Here is a 16,248-nt window from a genome sequence, read left to right as displayed (position 1 = left end):
CCCGGCCGGTCTACAAGGGCGGCAGGGTCTGCTCGACGCCGATCAGGGGGCGGAGCGGGTCACCGTGCGCCGCGAGGCGGTCCGGCAGGGTGCGCACGGTCCAGCGGTCCGGGCGCAGGTCCGGGTCGTCGAGCTCGTGCCACTCGAGGGGCACGGACACGGGCGCGTCGGGCGCGGGGCGGATGCTGAACGGGGCGACGAGCGTCTTGTTGATCGCGTTCTGGGTGTAGTCGAGGCGGATCAGTCCGGAGCGGCGGTCGGTGTACCACTCCCACGTGACCAGCTCGGGCACCATACGCCCCACCGCCCTCGACAGCCGCTCCACCCAGCGCCGGGTGTCGGCGAAGGTGTAGCCGTCCGACACCGGCACCCAGATCTGCACGCCGCGCTTGCCGGTGACCTTCGGCGCGGCCCGCACGCCGAGGTGGTCGAGCGCGGTGCGGTACAGCCGGGCCAGCACCAGCACGTCGGCGAAGGTGCTGTTCGTGCCCGGGTCGATGTCGATGAGCGCCCAGGTCGGCCGGTGGACGTCGGGGAGCGCGGAGGTCCACGGGTGCAGCTCGAGGGCCCCGTAGTTGGCCATCCACACCAGCGCGGCGGCGGCGTCGACCACCGCGTAGACCTGCGTCTCCCCCGGTTCGGCCTCCGGGTTCCGCCAGCGCCGCAGCCACTCCGGCGCGTGCGACGGGACCTCCTTCTGCCAGAACCCGGGCCGGTCGACACCGTCGGGGTAGCGGTGCAGGTTGACCGGCCGGTCGCGCAGGTAGGGCACGAGGTACGGCGCGACGACGGCATAGTGCCGGATCACGTCCCGCTTGGTCAGCGGCTCCTCCCGTTCCCCGGGGAACAGCACCTTGTCCAGGTTGGTCAGCGCCAGCTCGCGGCCCCCGACCTCCCAGGTGCCCCGGCGGCGCAGCAGGTCGAGGGCGGCGAGCTCCTCCGAGGTCACCGTGCCGGCGGCAGCGTCGTCCGGAGGGGCGGGCGGGGTGCGTTCCCGGGTGCGGGCCGGCGGGACGCCGCCCGGGCCCGCGTCCGGGTCCGCGTCCGGGTCGGTCTTCAGGTCCGCCGCAGGGGCCGCTCCGCCGGACAGGGCGGGCAGCACCACCTCCGTCGGCTCCCGGTCCGGGCGCAGGCCCCGCCACACCGAGTGCCGCAGCCGGCCGTCGTGGGTCAGGGTGCGGTACTCGACCTCGCCGACCAGGATCGGTTCGATCCAGGTGACACCGCGGGCCTGGTCGCGCGGGACGGGCTCGTCGAACGGGCTGGCCGCCCGGCGCAGCGGGCCCATCCGGTCCAGCAGTGCGCGCAGGGCGGCCTCGGTGAACCCGGTGCCGACGTTGCCCACGTACCGCAGCCGACCGTCGGCGTCGTGCGCGCCCAGCAGCAGCGAACCGAGGGTGGAGCCGCGGTTGCCGCGGCCGGGCGTCCACCCGCCGAGCACCACCTCCTGCCCGTGGAACAGGGCCGTCTTCACCCACGCCGCCGCGCGCCGCCCCGGTTCGTACCGCGAGGTGCGCCGCTTGGCGACGATCCCCTCCAACCGGTGCGCGCGCGCCACCTCGAGCACCTCGGCCGGCGGGACGTCGGTGAACGAGGGCGGCACCGAAACCCGGCGCCACTCCGCCGCGCCGAGGCCCTCGAGCCGCGTGCGGCGCTCGTCGTAGGGCTCGTGGAGCAACCACTCGCCGTCGATCCGGAGCACGTCGAACAGGTAGAGCTCGACCGGGACGGCGTCGAGCAGCGTGGCCGGCGGGGTCCGCACGTGCATGCGGTGCTGCAGCAGCCCGAAGTCCGGCCGGCCCCCGACGTCGAGGGCCACGATCTCGCCGTCGAGCACCAGGTCCCGGTCGGTCGGCACCGCCGCGACCAGCTCGGGGTAGCCGCCGGTGACGTCGTTGCCGTTGCGGCTCACGAAGCGCACGTCGCCGTCCTCGACGACCACGAGCGCCCGCACGCCGTCCCACTTGAACTCCACGGCCCAGCCCGGGTCCGCAGGCGGCCTCCCGGCAGTGGCCAGCATGGGGCGCAGCTCGTCGTCGCCGCGCGGGCGGGAGGTCGGCACGGCACCACCCTGCCCACTCCCCGGCCGGGCGGCCACTGAGGACCACCCGGTCGGGGCCCGCTGTCGCCGTCGCGGACGGGGCGCGCGGGCACCCCGTCCGCGACGGGAGGCCCAGGGACCAACGACCCGCCCGTGCCGGGCCCTCCGCCCGGATGCGCCGGACGGAAGGGCTGGAACGCTCGACGACCCGCCGAGCGGGAAGGGGCAACACCTCGTGACCACGTACTCGTTCCGGTGCGAGGAGCACGGCACCGTCGACGTCCGCCGCGGTTTCGGCGCGGCGCCGGCCGTGGCGCCGTGCCCCGTGTGCGGCCTGCCGATGCGCCGGGTCTGGACCGCGCCGATGGTCTCCCTCGCACCGCCGGCGGCCGTGGGGGCGATCGACCGGGCGGAGCGCAGCCGCACGGAGCCGGAGGTGGTCACCCGTGTGCCCGGCAGACCCGGCCGCCGCACGGTCACGCCCACCCCGGCGCAGCGGCGCCTGCCGCGCCCCTGAACCGCCCGGCGGGCACTCCGCCGCGCGGCCGGCCGGGAGAACCCGACCGGACCGGGAGCGGCCCGCCCTGCCCGGAAGGAGATCCCATGGCCAGCGTCGGCCTGTTGTACGTCGGAGCGGTGCTCTTCCTGAACGGCGCGATGTTGCTCGGCTGGGTCGAGGCCAAGTCGGCGGCACCCCTGAACCTCTTCGTCGGCCTGCTCCAGGTGGTCACGCCGACGTACCTGATCTTCACGGCGGCGGGCGACCCGACGATCGTGCTCAACGCGTCCGGCCTGTACCTGTTCGGTTTCACCTACCTCTACGTGGCGTGCAACCTCTGGGGCGGGCTCGACGGCACCGGCCTCGGCTACTTCTCCCTGTTCGTCGCGATCGCCGCCGTCGGGTACTCCGTGCTGAACTTCGTCAAGCTCGGTGACCCCGTGTTCGGCGTCATCTGGCTCTTCTGGGCCTTCCTCTGGGCGCTGTTCTACATACTGCTGGGCCGCGAGGTCGGCAGGATCGGGCGCTACACCGGGATGGTGGCCGTGATCGAGGGTTGGATCACCGCCGCGATCCCCGCGTTCTTCCTGCTCAACGGCTGGTGGCGGTACGCCGACGCGCGCACGGCCATCGGGCTCGCGGTGTTCGGCGTCGTGGTCTTCGGCCTGCTCTACCCGCGCATGACCCGGCCGAGCGCCGACACCACCCCACCGACGGAGCGCACGCCGCAGGACCGCGGCGCCCCCGTCTCCCCCTGATCCGGATCCGTACGCCGGCACACGAATCGAGGTACCACCATGCCTGAGGTCGTCTTCCCCCTGGACTCGATGAAGAGGTTCACCGAGCAGCGGATCGTCGGCCACAACCGCTGGCACCCGGACATCCCCGCGCTGGTGCGGGTCAAGCCGGGCGACTCCTTCCGGGTCCACTGCCGGGAGTGGTTCGACGGGGCCATCCACAACAACGACTCCGCCGACGACATCCTCAACGCCCCGCTGCCGAGCGTGCACGTCCTCAGCGGCCCGATCTCGGTCGAGGGCGCCGAACCCGGCGACCTGCTGATCGTCGACATCCTCGACGTCGGCCCGATCCCGCAGGAGGACTCCGGTCCGCTCGCCGGCCAGGGCTGGGGCTACACCGGCGTGTTCGCCACCCGCAACGGCGGCGGCTTCCTCACCGAGCAGTTCCCCGACGCCTACAAGGTGATCTGGGACTTCCGCGGCGGCGTGGCCACCTCCCGGCACGTCCCGGGCGTGTCCTTCGTCGGGATCGTCCACCCCGGCCTGATGGGCACGGCGCCGTCGCACGACCTGCTCCGCAAGTGGAACGCCCGCGAGCAGGCCCTGATCGACACCGACCCGGACCGGGTGCCGCCGCTGGCGCTCCCGCCGTTGCCGGACTCGGCGATCCTCGGCGCACTGAGCGGCGACGACTTCGACCGCGTCGCCCGCGAGGCCGCCCGCACCGCCCCGCCGCGCGAGAACGGCGGCAACCAGGACATCAAGAACCTGACCAAGGGCTCGCGGATCTTCTACCCGGTGTTCGTCGACGGCGCCAACCTGTCCATGGGCGACCTGCACTTCTCCCAGGGCGACGGCGAGATCACCTTCTGCGGCGCCATCGAGATGGGCGGGTTCATGGACCTGGGTGTCGACGTGATCAAGGGCGGGATGGACACCTTCGGCGTGTCCGAGAACGCGCTGTTCATGCCGGGCCGCACGGACCCGCAGTACAGCGAGTGGCTGGCCTTCTCCGGCACCTCGGTGACGCTCGGTGGCGAGCAGCGCTACCTCGACTCGCACCTGTCGTACCAGCGGGCCTGCCTGCACGCGATCGACTACCTGCAGAAGTTCGGCTACTCCGACATCCAGGCGTACATGATCCTGGGTGCGGCGCCGATCGAGGGCCGGCTTTCCGGGGTGGTCGACATCCCGAACTCGTGCTCGACGGTCTACCTCCCGACGGAGATCTTCGACTTCGAGGTACGCCCCGGCAAGGGCGAGCCGGCCCGGGTCGACCCGGGTGCCGGTGTGCCGGTGGCGCGCGCCTGACCGCAAGCCGGCCCGGGCGTCCCACCCCGCCCGGGTCGGCACGGGCGGGGTGGGCCGGAGCCGCGCCGGCCGGGGTGCGCAGCCCCGGTCCGGTTCGCGGGCTCAGGCCGCGGTGCCGTCGTCGGCGGGCGCCGGGGCGGTGGGCTCCACGCCGGGCGCGGCCGCGGCGTGCTCGCCCGGGTCACGCGTGACGGTGGCCGCCGGATCGAGGATCTGCGCGATCAGCCGCGAGACGAGGGCGTGGGCGCCGAAGCGGTGCCCGAAGTCCTCCCAGAGCAGCAGCTCGCGCTCCAGCAGCTCACCGACCGGGCCCGGGTAGCGTTCGGGGGCCAGCAGGGCGGCCCGCCGCAGCAGGACGCGCTGGTCGGCCGGCATCGTGGCGCGCCGCCGGCTCGGCCGGTCGAGGGGGTCCTCCGCCCGGTGCGCGGGACCGGGCGGATGCGGGCGGGCGGTCGGGGGCGGGCCGCCGGTGTGGTCGATGCGGTCGGTGTGGTCGGAGGAGTCGTCGGAGCGCTCGTCGGGCACGGGTCACCGCCGTGGTACTCGCCGTCGGGGTCGTCCGATCCCACCCTCCGGCGCCGCCGACGAGCCACCGCCGGACGGCGCAACTCCCCGCCGAGATGTTCGGTGTGCGAGAAGTACCGTCTTCGCCGTCAACTCCGGTTCTCGCCGGCGCCCCGGGTGCGGCGCGCGAGCTCCGCCTCGAGGCTCGCACGGTCGGTCGCGCGCGCCTGGAGCGCGGCCACCATCCGCGTCAGGGACCGGGCGAACTCGGCCACGTGACGGGGCTCCGCCGCCCGGACGGCCTGCTCGACGTCATCGGTGAACAGGTCGAACATGGCGCGGATAGTCGCCCGGCCGCCGGGCGTGAGCACGACGAGCACGCTGCGCCGGTCCACGGGGTTGGGGTGCCGCTCGACGAAACCGGCGACCGTCAGCCGGTCCAGCAGGGAGGTCACGCTGGCCGAGGCGATGCCCAGGCGCCGGGCGATCGCCGACGGCGGCAGCGGGCCACGGTGCAGCAGCTCCCCCAGGGTCGTGGCCTCGTTCACGCCGACGCCGGCGGCCTGCGCCATCGTCCGCCGGTAGTCGTCCGTGGCGACGACGAGCTCGCGCACCCGTTCCGCCAGCGTCCGGACGGCGTCCTCACCGCGCGGCGGCACCCGCGCCCACCAGGATGGTGCGCCGGGCGTCGACGAGCGGCGCGACACCGCCGTCGGGCGCGCGGGAGCCGCGGTCGCCCGGCCCACCGGGCTCGACGACCTCGACCGACAGGACCACGGCGTCCTCCTCGCGGTGTCGCGGGCGGTCGGCGGCGGGCACCGCCCCGGCGGGCGGGCGGCCTCGCCGGTGTCAGGCCCGGGCGGCGACGGACGGGGTGGCGACGGACGGTGCGGGCGCGGCCGGTTCCACGGCGTCGAGCGCCGAAGGCGCCGCGGGCCCGGCGGCCGGGCGCGGGCAGTGCCAGCCGCAGCCCTGGACGTCCCAGTAGCAGCGGGTCGTGTGCCGGTGGCCGGACCTGGGCCCGCCGCCCGGGGCGGGCGCGGAGTGCGGTGCGGACGGCATCGGGGCCTCCTGTGGTCGCCGGGCGGGCCGCGTGAGGGTCCCGGGCCCGGGCCGCACACACCAGGGCCGGACGTCCCGGAACCGCCGACCACGCCGCTCGACCGGTCGCGGAGCCGACCCGCCGGTGGCGGGCCGGTGGGCGCCGGTGCCCCGGCCCGAACGGGCATGACTTTCGGCCCTGCCCCGAAACCGTGCGGTACGCCACGCTGTGCGCCGCACGGGGCGGGGTAGTCCGGGGGACATCGGGGTACGCGGGATCCGACGGGGGCGCCGTCGGCACCGTCCGGCACGAGCCGGCGGGGTCGCACGGCGTCCGGGGACCGCGACCGGCACGGCCACCACGCGCGCGTCCGCGCGGTGGCCGGCTGCCGACGGGGGGTAGGCGCGTGGCCACGACCGACGACGTCGTGCGGCCGCCGAGGCGGCCGGAGCGTCCGGCGGGCCTGCCGGACCGGTACCGGCTCGAGGCCCGGCTGGGCCACGGTCGCGGCCACCGTCGCTACCGCGGGTGGGACGACGTCCTGTGCCGCCCCGTCGTCGTCGAGATCCTGGAGCCCGCTCCGGCGGGTCCCGCCGTCGCCGGGCTGCACCATGCGGGCCTGGCGGCGCTCTACGACGTCGGGACCTGCGTGGACGGCCCCTTCCTCGTCCTGCAGTTCGTCGACGGCCCGTCGCTCGCCGACCGCGCCACCCGGCGCACGCTGTCGGTGCCCGCCGTCCTGGCCGCCGGCGCCCGGCTGGCCGACGCCCTGGCCTACCTGCACGCCCACGGCGTGGTGCACGGGGCGGTACGCGCCGGGGCCGTGCGGTTCGACCGGACCGGGGACGCACACCTGCTCGGCCGCGTCCACCGGCCGCCCGAGGCCGCGTTCGGCACCCCCGCGTTCGCCGCGCGGGCGGCCGGGGACGTCGCGCAGCTCGGCCGGTTGCTCGGGCACTGCCTCGCGCGCCCCGGCGCAGGTCCGCGGCGCCGGACCGCACCCGGGGTGCCGGCCGGGGTCGCGGCGCTGCTGGCCCGCGCCTCGGCCGCCGACGCCGTCGTCCGGCCGTCCGCCCGTGAGCTCGCCGCCGGGCTGGCCCGCGAGTCCCGGCGGATCGACGAGCTCCGGCGGGGCGACGGGTTCGGGCGGGGCGGGGAGCCCGGACGGGTCGAGGAGGCCGGGCCCGCGCGTCCACGACCCACGGCGCACCGCCGGATCGCGGTGGTCGCGCTGCTGGGCGCCGCCGTCGCGGTGCTGGTCGGCAAGCCCACGCTCGGCCCGGGCGGGGTCGCCGAGGCACCGGCCGCCCCCGCCGCCGCGGCCGGCCAGACCCCCGGATCGTCCGGCGGCCTGCGGAACGCGACGGTGCTGCCCGCGCCGGCCGTGATGGTCCCGGTCCCGTCCGCGGCCGCGGCGGGCGCGCAGGCCCAGGCGGGCCGCGTCGTCCGGGCCTCGGTGCACGGGGCGCAGGCTCCCCGGCCGCGGCCCCGCCCGCTCGACGCCGCGCCGGCCGGGCAGGCCGTCGAGGACACCTGGGACGAGCACGGCGGGCACGAGGACCGGCACGACGACGGAAACGACGACGGGCACGGCGACGGAAACGGCGACGGGGACGGGCAGCAGTACCGCGACGGGGACCGGCACGACACCGGAGGCGACGGGTACGGGCACGACGACACCGACAGTGACGACCATTCGGACGCCGACCGCTGGTCCTGACACCCCGTGTGTCGCCCGAAATCTCCTGGACAGCGCCCGTCACCGGGCCCATAGTGGAACGTCTCGCCGCACGGGCCGTGTCCCCCGAGCGGTCGGTGGGAGCCCCTCGACGCGACGGGTGGTGACGGCCGGTGGTGCAGACGCGGCCGCAGAACGGCGAAGGCCTCGGGGGGCCGGGCGACGACGACCCGGATGCCGACCTGGGGTTCGTGGACGTGCCCCGGCTCGAGCTCGACCAGCTGCTCGAGCAGATCGTCGACCGGGCCGAGGAGGTCATGGCCAGCCAGGGCCGGCTGCGCGGCCTGCTCCGGGCCCACCGGGCGGTCGGCGCCGACCTGGAGCTCCCGGTCGTGCTGCGGCGCGTCGTGACCGAGGCCCGCGCGCTGGTCGGGGCCCGCTACGCGGCGCTCGGCCTCCTCGGCGCCGACGGCCGTCTCGTCGAGTTCCTGCATGAGGGCATGTCCGAGGAGGAGGTCCGGGCGATCGGCCGGCCACCGCGGGGCGAGGGCCTGCTCGGCGCGTTGATCGAGGACCCCCACCCGGTCCGGCTCGCCTCCCTGCACGACGACCCGCGCTCCGCCGGGTTCCCGCCCGGGCATCCTCCGATGACGAGCTTCTTGGGTGTTCCGATCCGGGTCCGCGACGAGGTGTTCGGCAATCTCTACCTCACCGACCACCAGGCCGGCGGCAGCTTCAGCGCCGACGACGAGGAGCTGCTCCAGGCCCTCGCGACCTCGGCCGCGGTGGCGATCGAGAACGCCATGCTGTTCGCCGAGACGCGGCGCCGGCAGGCGTGGCAGGCCGCGTCCACGCAGGTCGCGACGGACCTGCTCGCCGGCGAGGAGCCCGCCGAGGTGCTGGAGGGGCTCGTCACGACCCTGCGCGACCTGAGCGACAGCGACGCCGCCGCCCTGCTGGTGCCGGCCGAGGGGGCGGGCGAGTTCCTGGTGGCCGTGGCCGAGGGCGAGCCGCTCACGGCGGTGGAGAACACCCGGCTGCGCGGCCAGGACAGCGCCGCGGGCCGGGCGCTCATGGCCGGGAACGCGGTGGCGACCGCCGACGCACGCGGGGACCCGCGGCTGGCCGGTGTGCCGCTGGGCCGGCTGGACGTCGGGCCCGTGCTCGTGGCGCCGCTGACGTCCGCCGGGGCCCCGCGGGGCGCGCTCGCGGTGTGCCGGCGCCGCGGCCGGCCCCCGTACCGCCGGGAGGACCTAGACGCCGTCGTCTCGCTGGCCGGGCACGCCGGGCTGGTCGCCGCCTACGCCCGCGTACGGGTGGAGCAGGAGCTGCGCCGCCGGCTCGACGACCGCGACCGGATCGCCGACGACCTCAACACCTCGGTGATCACCGAGCTCCTCGCAGTGGCAACCGACCTCACCGGCCTCGCCGGCAGCCTGACCTCGCCGGCGCACCGCGCCAGGCTGCTGGCCCAGGCCGACCGCCTCGACCGCGTCGCCCGCGGCATCGGGTCCAGCGTGTTCGACCTCGGCCGCCCGCACGACCCCCGCGCAGGCTGAGACCCGTCAGCCGGCGGCCCGTCAACCGGCGGCGGACGTGTCCAGCGCCGCCCGGGCCCGGACGATCGCGGCCCGCACCGCCTCGGCGGTGTCGTCGCGGTGCAGCTCGGCGAGGATCTCGCACACGGTGGTGAGCCGGTCCCGGATCCGCCCGGGGGGCACGGTCGCGACGGCGGCCCACGCCTGGTCCAGGGCGGCGAGCCGGATGGTCGGCGGCGCGCCCTGCCGGTCCAGGTCCAGGCACAGCCGGACGAGCAGGGCGGCCCGTTCGGCGGCGACCCCTCTGGAACGGACGGGCTCGGACACCTCGTGCATCACTCCTCCTTCCGCCGCCCGGTGCGGCGAGAGCGGAAGCCTGACCGACCCGGCGGGGCCACGACAGGGACCACCGGCCCGCCCGACAGGGCCGGGCGGACCCTCCGCCGGTACCCGGGCACGCCCGTCCGCCGGATCCGTGGCCCGGCCATCACACCGGGGTCACACGGTCCGGGACACCTCGCCCTGGAGCAGGTGCCAGGCGCGCGCGGCCACGTGCAGGTTCAGCCGGGTGTCCACGGCGCCGAGGTCGAGTCCGCTGATCTCCCGGATCCGCCGGAGCCGGTACCGCAGCGTGCTCCGGTGGATCAGGAGGGCGCGGGCGGTGGCGTCGTAGTTGCCGCCCTGCTCGAGGTACTGCCACACGGTGCGGACCAGCTCCGCCCCGTTCGTCGAGTCGTAGTCGAGGAGGGGGCCGAGCCACTCCCGCACGTACCCGCGGACCTCGCCGTCGTCGCCGTCGACGGTGAGGACGCGGTAGACGCCGAGGTCCTCGTAGCGGGTCACCCCCGCCGGCCGCCCGCAGCCGAGGCGCACCGTGAGGGCGCGCCGGGCCTCCAGGAACGAGCGCGCGAGGCCGGCCGGCTCGTGGCACACCGCGCCGACGCCGATGGCGCCCGGGCTCCCGGCCACGCCCGGCAGCCGGTCGGTCACGGCACGGTGCAGCGCCTCCCAGGGACTCCGCCCGTCCGGCTGGTCGGGCTCCGGAGCGACCAGGACGATGCCGTCCGGACGGCGGGCGAGCAGCGGCGTCGCGCCCAGCGCGGCCCTGCTGGCCTGTTCCACGGCACGCACGAGGCCCTCCTCCGCCGGCCAGCGCAGCACGAGCACCCGGTGCGGGCTCGTGAGGTCGTGGCCGAGCGCCTCGGCCCGCGACCGTGCCCCGGCGACGTCGGTGCCGGCGAGCAGGTCGTCGACGAGGTCGCGGCGCAGCCGCAGCTCGGACTCGACCAGGTTGCGCTGGTGGCTGAGCTCGACGGTGAGCATCAGCGCGCCGTGCTGCAGGACGAAGGCCTCGTACTCCCCCGCCCGGCCCCCGGGGTCGACGAGCGCGAGCACGCCCAGCACCTCGTCGCGCGGCCGGGCCACGGCCACCAGCCGGTCCCGGTCGCGGACCGGTGCGGGGCTGCGGCTGGCCTCCGCCAGCAGGGCCGTGCGGCGCCGGCGGGCGGCGCGGTCGAACAGGTCGGGCCGGGGACGCTCGGGCCGGCCGGGCCCGGCCCACGCCCGCAGCCCGCCGGCGGCGTCCTCGACGGCGACGGGCAGGCCGGTCAGCCGGTGGACCTCGGCCGCGATGCCCGCCTCCCCCGTCTCCGCGGCCACCGCACCGGCCAGCCGCTCGTGGGCCTGCCGGCGTCGTTGCAGGTCGACGACGGCAGCGGTCAGGCGGCCGTTGGCCTCCTCCAGCGACGCGTTGACCCGCTTCATCTCCCGGGCGGCGGCGCGCTCGCGACCGTGCAGCCGTGCGGTGCCCAGGGCCAGGTTCGTCTGCTGCACGAGGAGCCGCAGCACCACCCGGTGCTCCTGGTGCGGCGCGTGCCCGCACGCGACCACGAGGTGTCCGGCGTGGGCGTCCACGGCCCGCAGCGCGTACGCGGTGGCCCACCGCGTGCCCACGACGCCGGCGACGTCGCCGTCCGCGTCGCCGAGCGCGGCCAGGCGGGCCGCGAGCTCCGGCCGGTCGACACCCCGCCCGTCGGGCGTGCGGACGTCCGACCGCCCGGCACCGTCCGACTGCCCGGCACCGACGAGCGCGGCCACCGGGCTGCAGGGCGTGAGGCTCGCGACCGCGGCCATCGCGCGGTCGACGATCTCGCCCTCGTCGAGCAGCTCCGCCATGGCCGAGGAGAGGGCGATCAGGCGGCGCAGGTTCGCGTTCTCCTCGAGCAACGCCCGGTCGGTACGACAGCCCGCCATCGCCCCTCCTCGGCATCGCAGCAGGTCCACGTACCCCGGAGCGGGCGATCCATGCGCGGGGTCCGGCGGCGCCCGCGCCCCGTCCCGGCAGGCCCAGGGCCGCGGGGCGGTTTGGCGTTGCGAGGCCGGTTCCGCGCCGAGGCCGTCGGAGACACGCTTGTCCCATCGCCCGGCGCCGCCGGGACCACCGGTAGCGGTCAGGAGGTGGTGTTCTTCGAGATGCTCGCCAGGCAGCCAGGTAGGCGCCGGTCGGTCGAGACGCCCTTCGACCGACGGGCGCCCCTCCGTGTCCCCGGCCCTCGACCCGGCCCCGGGTTTCCCGGGCCCTCGGCCCGGGACGAACCGCAGGGGCGGCGCATCCACGCCCTCGACCTGGGGGCGGAGGAGCTGCCGAGGTGAGCGCCCTCATCCCGGTGGGGTGAGGCGGGCGCGGGGCGGCGTCGGGACCGTCGGCCGATGACGCAGCAGCCCACGGACAGGCCGGCGACCCGGGGCCCCTCGGCGCCGGAGCCGACGATCCCGGAGACCGGGGAGGAGGCGCGGCACGCCGCGGCTGCGTTGCGGTCCATGGGCCGGCCGAACTCGGTGACGCGCGAGTTCGACTTCTGGAACGACCGCTACGAGGGGCGGCGGCTGTTCTCCGAGGTGCTGGGCACGTTCTTCCTGGTCCTCGTCGCCGTCGGCGGCGGGATGGTGGCCGCCCGGTTCGGCGCCGACGCCGTGCCCCACGGCGCGCAGGTGGTGGCGCCGGCCCTGATGGTCGCCGCGGTCATCCTGTTCATGGGCACCGTGTCCGGCGCGCACCTCAACCCGGCGGTGAGCATCGCGTTCGCCGCGCGCGGCGACTTCCCGTGGAAGCGCGTGCCGGCCTACGTGGTGGCGCAGTTCCTCGGCGCCGTCCTCGCCACCCTGCTGCTCTGGGCGCTGATCGGCCGCCAAGGCACCGCCGGCCTGACGCTGCCCGGACCCGACGTGTCGCCGACCGTCGCGATGCTCTGGGAGCTCGTCCTGACGACGGGTCTGGTGAGCGTGATCCTCGGGACGGCGTCGGGCGCGCAGCAGATCGGGCCGCTCGCCGCCATCGGCGTGGGCGGCTACATCGCCCTCGCCGGGCTGTGGGGGTCGCCGGTGAGCGGGGCCTCGATGAACCCGGCGCGGTCGCTCGGGCCGGCGATGCTGGTGGGCGACTGGACCGCGTGGTGGGCGTACGTCGTCGGGCCGGTCGCGGGCGGGCTCGTCGCGGTCGGCTTCGCGTACGTCCTGCGCGGGCGCGGTGGCGGCCGGAGCGGGACCGCCGCGGCGCAGGGCACCCTCGGTCTCGGCCGCCAGGGTCCGTCCGACGCCCGGTGAGCCTGGTGCCGGCGGGGCGCGGATCGCCGAGCTGCCGGCGCTCCTCGTCCTCACCCACCGCGACGAAGTCGACCACCACGTCTGCGCGGTGCCCCGGGAACCGGCGTGACCAACCGGCGCGCGGCCGCCGCCTCTCTCGACCTGGAGCGGAGGGGGACGCCGGGCGGGACGGCCGCACACCCATCCGAGGGAGGACTTCGTCATCCGACCGACGGAGATGAGCCGAGAGTAGTTGCGACGTGATCGACACTGCGTAGATTCCGCCCTGTGCGTACTCCGAGCCGATCGCGCAGCCTGGGCGACCGACTGCACACCGTGACCAGGCACGCGACATCCCTGTGTGTCGTCGTGGCGATGTGTGCCGCCGGCGGCGCGACGGTGCGCACGGAGCCGCTCCCCGTCCGGACGGTGGCCGCGACGCAGGCGGAGAAGACCGTGACGATCGACGGCGAGAGCTATCCGAACCCGTTGCGGTTGAACGACGGCACCGCCGTGACCACCGCGGCGGAGTGGGAGAACGCGCGCCGCGCCGAGCTGCTGGCCGACTTCCGGCAGAACGTCTACGGCCAGAGCCTGCCCGCGCCGACCACGCAGACCTTCGCGGTGACCCCGACCGACTTCCCCGGCGTCACGCGCAAGAAGATCACGATCACCGTCACCGGCCCCCAGGGGACCGGCAGCTTCGACGTGAACCTGTTCGTCCCGAGGTCCGGCGGCACACCGCGGGGCACGTTCCTGTTGATCGACCACCGGGGCCAGGTCGGGGACGATCCCGGCCAGACGTCCGGCTACGCGCCGGTCTCGACGATCACGAAGGCCGGCTACGCGTTCGCGACCTTCGACGCCGGCGAGATCGCCCCCGACGACAGCGGCAGCTACCGCAGCAAGATGATCGACCTGTTCCACCCGTCGGGGCAGGAGCTGCCCGACAACGCGGGCCGGACCATCAGCGCGTGGGCGTGGGGCGCGAGCCGGGCCATGGACTACCTCCAGACCGATCCCGACATCGACCCCACGAAGGTCGCGGTCGTCGGCCACTCGCGCAGCGGCAAGGCGGCGTTGTGGGCCGGCGCGCAGGACACCCGGTTCGCGACCGTCATCACGAACGACTCCGGCTCGACCGGTACCAAGCTCGCGCGGCGCGGCGACGGCGGCGTCGGCGCCGAGACCGTCGCCCGCGTCAACGCCTCGTTCCCGCACTGGTTCCCCCAGTCGTACAAGGCCTACGGCGACCGCGTGGACTCCCTGCCGGTCGACCAGCACGAGCTGCTGGCGCTCGTGGCCCCGCGGCGGATCGTCGTCGCGAGCGCCACGGACGACGCGAACGCCGACCCCGAGGGCGAGTTCCTCTCCTACCTCGCCGCGGCGCCGGTGTACGAGCTCTACGGGCTGGGTGACACCGGGCTGTCCTCGGCGACCTGGCCGCCGCCCACGGACCAGGGTTTCCGGGGCCCGGCGATGAGCTACCACCTGCGGTCGGGCGGGCACGGCCTCACCGCGGAGGACTGGGACGTCTACCTGAACGGCGACCTGTTCTCCCGCGAGGGCGGCGGCGCGGGCGGAGCCAGCTGACCTCCTGAGAACGACGAAGGCCGGTGTCTCCGTCGAGGACACCGGCCTCCGCCGACCGTCGGGACGACGGGATTCGACCCGGGTGAGCCGGGCCGGGTTCCCGTCGGGGCACGTCAGCCGGCTGCCGGGGTCGCCGCGGTCGGCGGGCTCGGCGGGACGGGTTCCGTGCCGTGGAGGTTCTCCAGTTGCTGGTTGCCGGTCCGTGGGCCGAACAGGGCGATGGCGAGGGCGACGACGGCCCAGCAGCCGGCGACGTAGACGAAGACCGGGCTGTAGCCGAAGGTGCCGAAGACGGCGGCGACGATCATCGGCCCGAGGATGTTGGACAGCCGACCGACGCCGTAGACCAGGCCGTTGCCGGAGCTGCGCAGCTCGGTGGGGAACAGCTCCGGGGTGTAGGCGTAGAGCAGGGCGGCGAAGGTCTGCATGAGCGCGTTGACCAGGAAACCGAACACGACGATCGCCACCGGGTCGAACGTCAGACCGTAGGCCAGGCCGCAGGCGGCGATGCCGACGGCCATCAGCGCGATGGGCGTCTTGCGACCGAAGCGGTCGGACAGCGGCCAGGCCAGCAGCGCGCCGGGCACTGCGCCCAGGGTGGTCAGCGCCGAGAAGGTCAGGCTGTGCACCAGGTCGAAACCGTGCGCGGCGAGCAGGGTGGGCACCCAGGCCACGAAGCCGTAGAACCCGAGGGTCTGGAAGACCCAGACGACCGCGAGCATCAGGGTGCGGCGCCCGAGGGGTCCGCGGAACAGGGCCCGGTAGCCGACGCGCGACCCGTTCGGCGGGTGCGAGGCGCACGGGGGAACCTGCGAGAGCGCCGGCAGGGCGCCGGGATCGACGGCGGTGACCTTCTCGATCCGGTCGAGCGCGACGGCGGCCTGCTCGGGCCGGCCGTGCCGGTGCAGCCACCGGGGGCTCTCCGGCAGCCGGGCGATCAGCGGCAGGGCGAGCAGCCCCAGGGCGCCGAAGACGAAGACCCAGCGCCACGTGTCGGGGCCGAGCGGGATGATCGCGCGTGCGGCGAAGGACATGACCGGGATGCCGACCAGCCCGATGGCCATCACGGCGGACTGCATCCGGCCGCGCAGCCGCGCCGGCATGACCTCGCAGAGGTAGGCGGTCGCGGCGACGGCCATCGCCGAGAGCCCGATGCCGGTGAGCAGCCGCGCCACGGCGAGGGCCGGCACGGTCGAGACCAGCGCGTTCAGCAGCGAGCTGGCCGAGAAGAAGATCACCGACAGGAACAGCGCGCGCCGGCGGCCGACGGCGTCGGCGAAACGACCCCCGCCGACCGCGCCGAGGAACATGCCGAGGAAGGAGGCGGAGGTGACGAAGGCGATGTCGGCCACCGTCAGGTGCAGGTGCTGCTGCAGCGCCGGCGCCACGTAGGCGAAGGTGTTGAGGTCGCCGAACTCGAAGACGAATGCCACGGCCAGAGCGACCAGCACCCGACGGTGGAACCTGCCCATCGGCAGGCGGTCCAGGCGGTCGGACAGCTCGACGGGGCTCGTCATGAGGCTCTTGGGTGGGCGTGGGTAGGCGGGTGGGGCCTCGGCCGCGCCGCCTGGGCCCTGTCGGTTCACGATCACCGCCACTCGAGGTTCCAGGAGGCGACGGGGCGCGGGTCGTCGGACCAGCGCGCCGCGAGGCGGACGCGCGCGGAGGCGGCAGCGCCCTGCACGGCGTCACCCCGGTCGCGCAGCCGAAGGTCCTGCAC

At 75.7% G+C, this 16,248-nt stretch carries 15 protein-coding genes; 7 read left to right on the top strand and 8 right to left on the bottom strand.

The window, feature by feature from the left end; all coding sequences use genetic code 11:
• Window positions 1-10 precede the first annotated feature (10 nt).
• Window positions 11-2,062, bottom strand: a complete 2,052-nt coding sequence (ligD, locus tag LWC35_RS08190) for a DNA ligase D (protein ID WP_232869406.1) — start codon at window positions 2,060-2,062, stop codon at window positions 11-13.
• A 214-nt stretch (window positions 2,063-2,276) separates the two neighbouring features.
• Here ligD and LWC35_RS08185 point away from each other — a divergent pair, with 214 nt between their 5' ends.
• The 3 genes from LWC35_RS08185 to fmdA all read left to right on the top strand — a co-directional run bounded on the left by LWC35_RS08185 (window position 2,277) and on the right by fmdA (window position 4,591).
• Entirely contained in the window at window positions 2,277-2,558 is a 282-nt protein-coding gene (locus LWC35_RS08185; RefSeq protein WP_232869404.1) for an FmdB family zinc ribbon protein, read from the top strand.
• Between the two features lie 86 nt (window positions 2,559-2,644).
• The gene (locus tag LWC35_RS08180) at window positions 2,645-3,298 is read left to right on the top strand and encodes an AmiS/UreI family transporter (RefSeq protein ID WP_232869402.1); all 654 of its coding nucleotides are present in this window, start codon (window positions 2,645-2,647) and stop codon (window positions 3,296-3,298) included.
• A gap of 39 nt (window positions 3,299-3,337) precedes the next feature.
• The gene (fmdA, locus tag LWC35_RS08175) at window positions 3,338-4,591 is read left to right on the top strand and encodes a formamidase (RefSeq protein ID WP_232869400.1); all 1,254 of its coding nucleotides are present in this window, start codon (window positions 3,338-3,340) and stop codon (window positions 4,589-4,591) included.
• A gap of 102 nt (window positions 4,592-4,693) precedes the next feature.
• Here fmdA and LWC35_RS08170 read toward each other — a convergent pair whose 3' ends face one another.
• The 4 genes from LWC35_RS08170 to LWC35_RS08160 form a co-directional block, all read right to left on the bottom strand.
• Window positions 4,694-5,116 carry a hypothetical protein gene (locus LWC35_RS08170; protein ID WP_232869399.1) on the bottom strand — a complete coding sequence of 141 codons (423 nt, stop codon included), beginning with the start codon at window positions 5,114-5,116 and terminating at the stop codon, window positions 4,694-4,696.
• Window positions 5,117-5,244: 128 nt separating this feature from the next.
• Window positions 5,245-5,754, bottom strand: a complete 510-nt coding sequence (locus LWC35_RS08165) for a MarR family winged helix-turn-helix transcriptional regulator (protein ID WP_232869397.1) — start codon at window positions 5,752-5,754, stop codon at window positions 5,245-5,247.
• The gene (locus LWC35_RS39065; protein WP_269803791.1) at window positions 5,738-5,872 is read right to left on the bottom strand and encodes a hypothetical protein; all 135 of its coding nucleotides are present in this window, start codon (window positions 5,870-5,872) and stop codon (window positions 5,738-5,740) included. Before LWC35_RS39065 ends, LWC35_RS08165 begins: the two co-directional genes overlap by 17 nt.
• A 72-nt stretch (window positions 5,873-5,944) precedes the next feature.
• Entirely contained in the window at window positions 5,945-6,157 is a 213-nt protein-coding gene (locus tag LWC35_RS08160; RefSeq protein ID WP_232869395.1) for a hypothetical protein, read from the bottom strand.
• A gap of 386 nt (window positions 6,158-6,543) precedes the next feature.
• Here LWC35_RS08160 and LWC35_RS08155 point away from each other — a divergent pair, with 386 nt between their 5' ends.
• Together LWC35_RS08155 and LWC35_RS08150 are read left to right on the top strand one after the other, a co-directional pair.
• A complete protein-coding gene (locus tag LWC35_RS08155; RefSeq protein WP_232869393.1) occupies window positions 6,544-7,857 on the top strand; it encodes a hypothetical protein in 1,314 nt (437 codons plus the stop codon).
• Window positions 7,858-7,988: 131 nt separating this feature from the next.
• Window positions 7,989-9,374: a GAF domain-containing protein gene (locus LWC35_RS08150; protein WP_232869391.1), complete on the top strand. Its 1,386-nt coding sequence runs from the start codon at window positions 7,989-7,991 to the stop codon at window positions 9,372-9,374.
• Between the two features lie 21 nt (window positions 9,375-9,395).
• Here LWC35_RS08150 and LWC35_RS08145 read toward each other — a convergent pair whose 3' ends face one another.
• Both LWC35_RS08145 and LWC35_RS08140 read right to left on the bottom strand, forming a co-directional pair.
• Window positions 9,396-9,689 carry a hypothetical protein gene (locus tag LWC35_RS08145; protein WP_232869389.1) on the bottom strand — a complete coding sequence of 98 codons (294 nt, stop codon included), beginning with the start codon at window positions 9,687-9,689 and terminating at the stop codon, window positions 9,396-9,398.
• Between the two features lie 162 nt (window positions 9,690-9,851).
• Complete coding sequence (locus LWC35_RS08140; RefSeq protein ID WP_232869387.1) at window positions 9,852-11,606, bottom strand: helix-turn-helix domain-containing protein; 1,755 nt, start codon at window positions 11,604-11,606, stop codon at window positions 9,852-9,854.
• 456 nt (window positions 11,607-12,062) lie between these two features.
• Here LWC35_RS08140 and LWC35_RS08135 point away from each other — a divergent pair, with 456 nt between their 5' ends.
• The gene (locus tag LWC35_RS08135) at window positions 12,063-12,956 is read left to right on the top strand and encodes an MIP/aquaporin family protein (RefSeq protein WP_232869385.1); all 894 of its coding nucleotides are present in this window, start codon (window positions 12,063-12,065) and stop codon (window positions 12,954-12,956) included.
• 408 nt (window positions 12,957-13,364) lie between these two features.
• Window positions 13,365-14,528 (top strand): glucuronyl esterase domain-containing protein, encoded by a 1,164-nt coding sequence (locus LWC35_RS08130; protein ID WP_232869384.1) that lies wholly within the window; start codon window positions 13,365-13,367, stop codon window positions 14,526-14,528.
• A 113-nt stretch (window positions 14,529-14,641) separates the two neighbouring features.
• On the opposite strand, the gene LWC35_RS08125 is transcribed toward LWC35_RS08130, so the two are convergent.
• Window positions 14,642-16,045: an MFS transporter gene (locus tag LWC35_RS08125; RefSeq protein ID WP_232869382.1), complete on the bottom strand. Its 1,404-nt coding sequence runs from the start codon at window positions 16,043-16,045 to the stop codon at window positions 14,642-14,644.
• Between the last annotated feature and the right edge of the window lie 203 nt (window positions 16,046-16,248).

The organism is Pseudonocardia kujensis, from assembly GCF_021283305.1.
Lineage (GTDB): Bacteria > Actinomycetota > Actinomycetes > Mycobacteriales > Pseudonocardiaceae > Pseudonocardia > Pseudonocardia kujensis.
The sequence above is the reverse complement of the archived record's forward strand: the minus strand, read 5'-3'. Positions and strand labels throughout refer to the sequence as shown.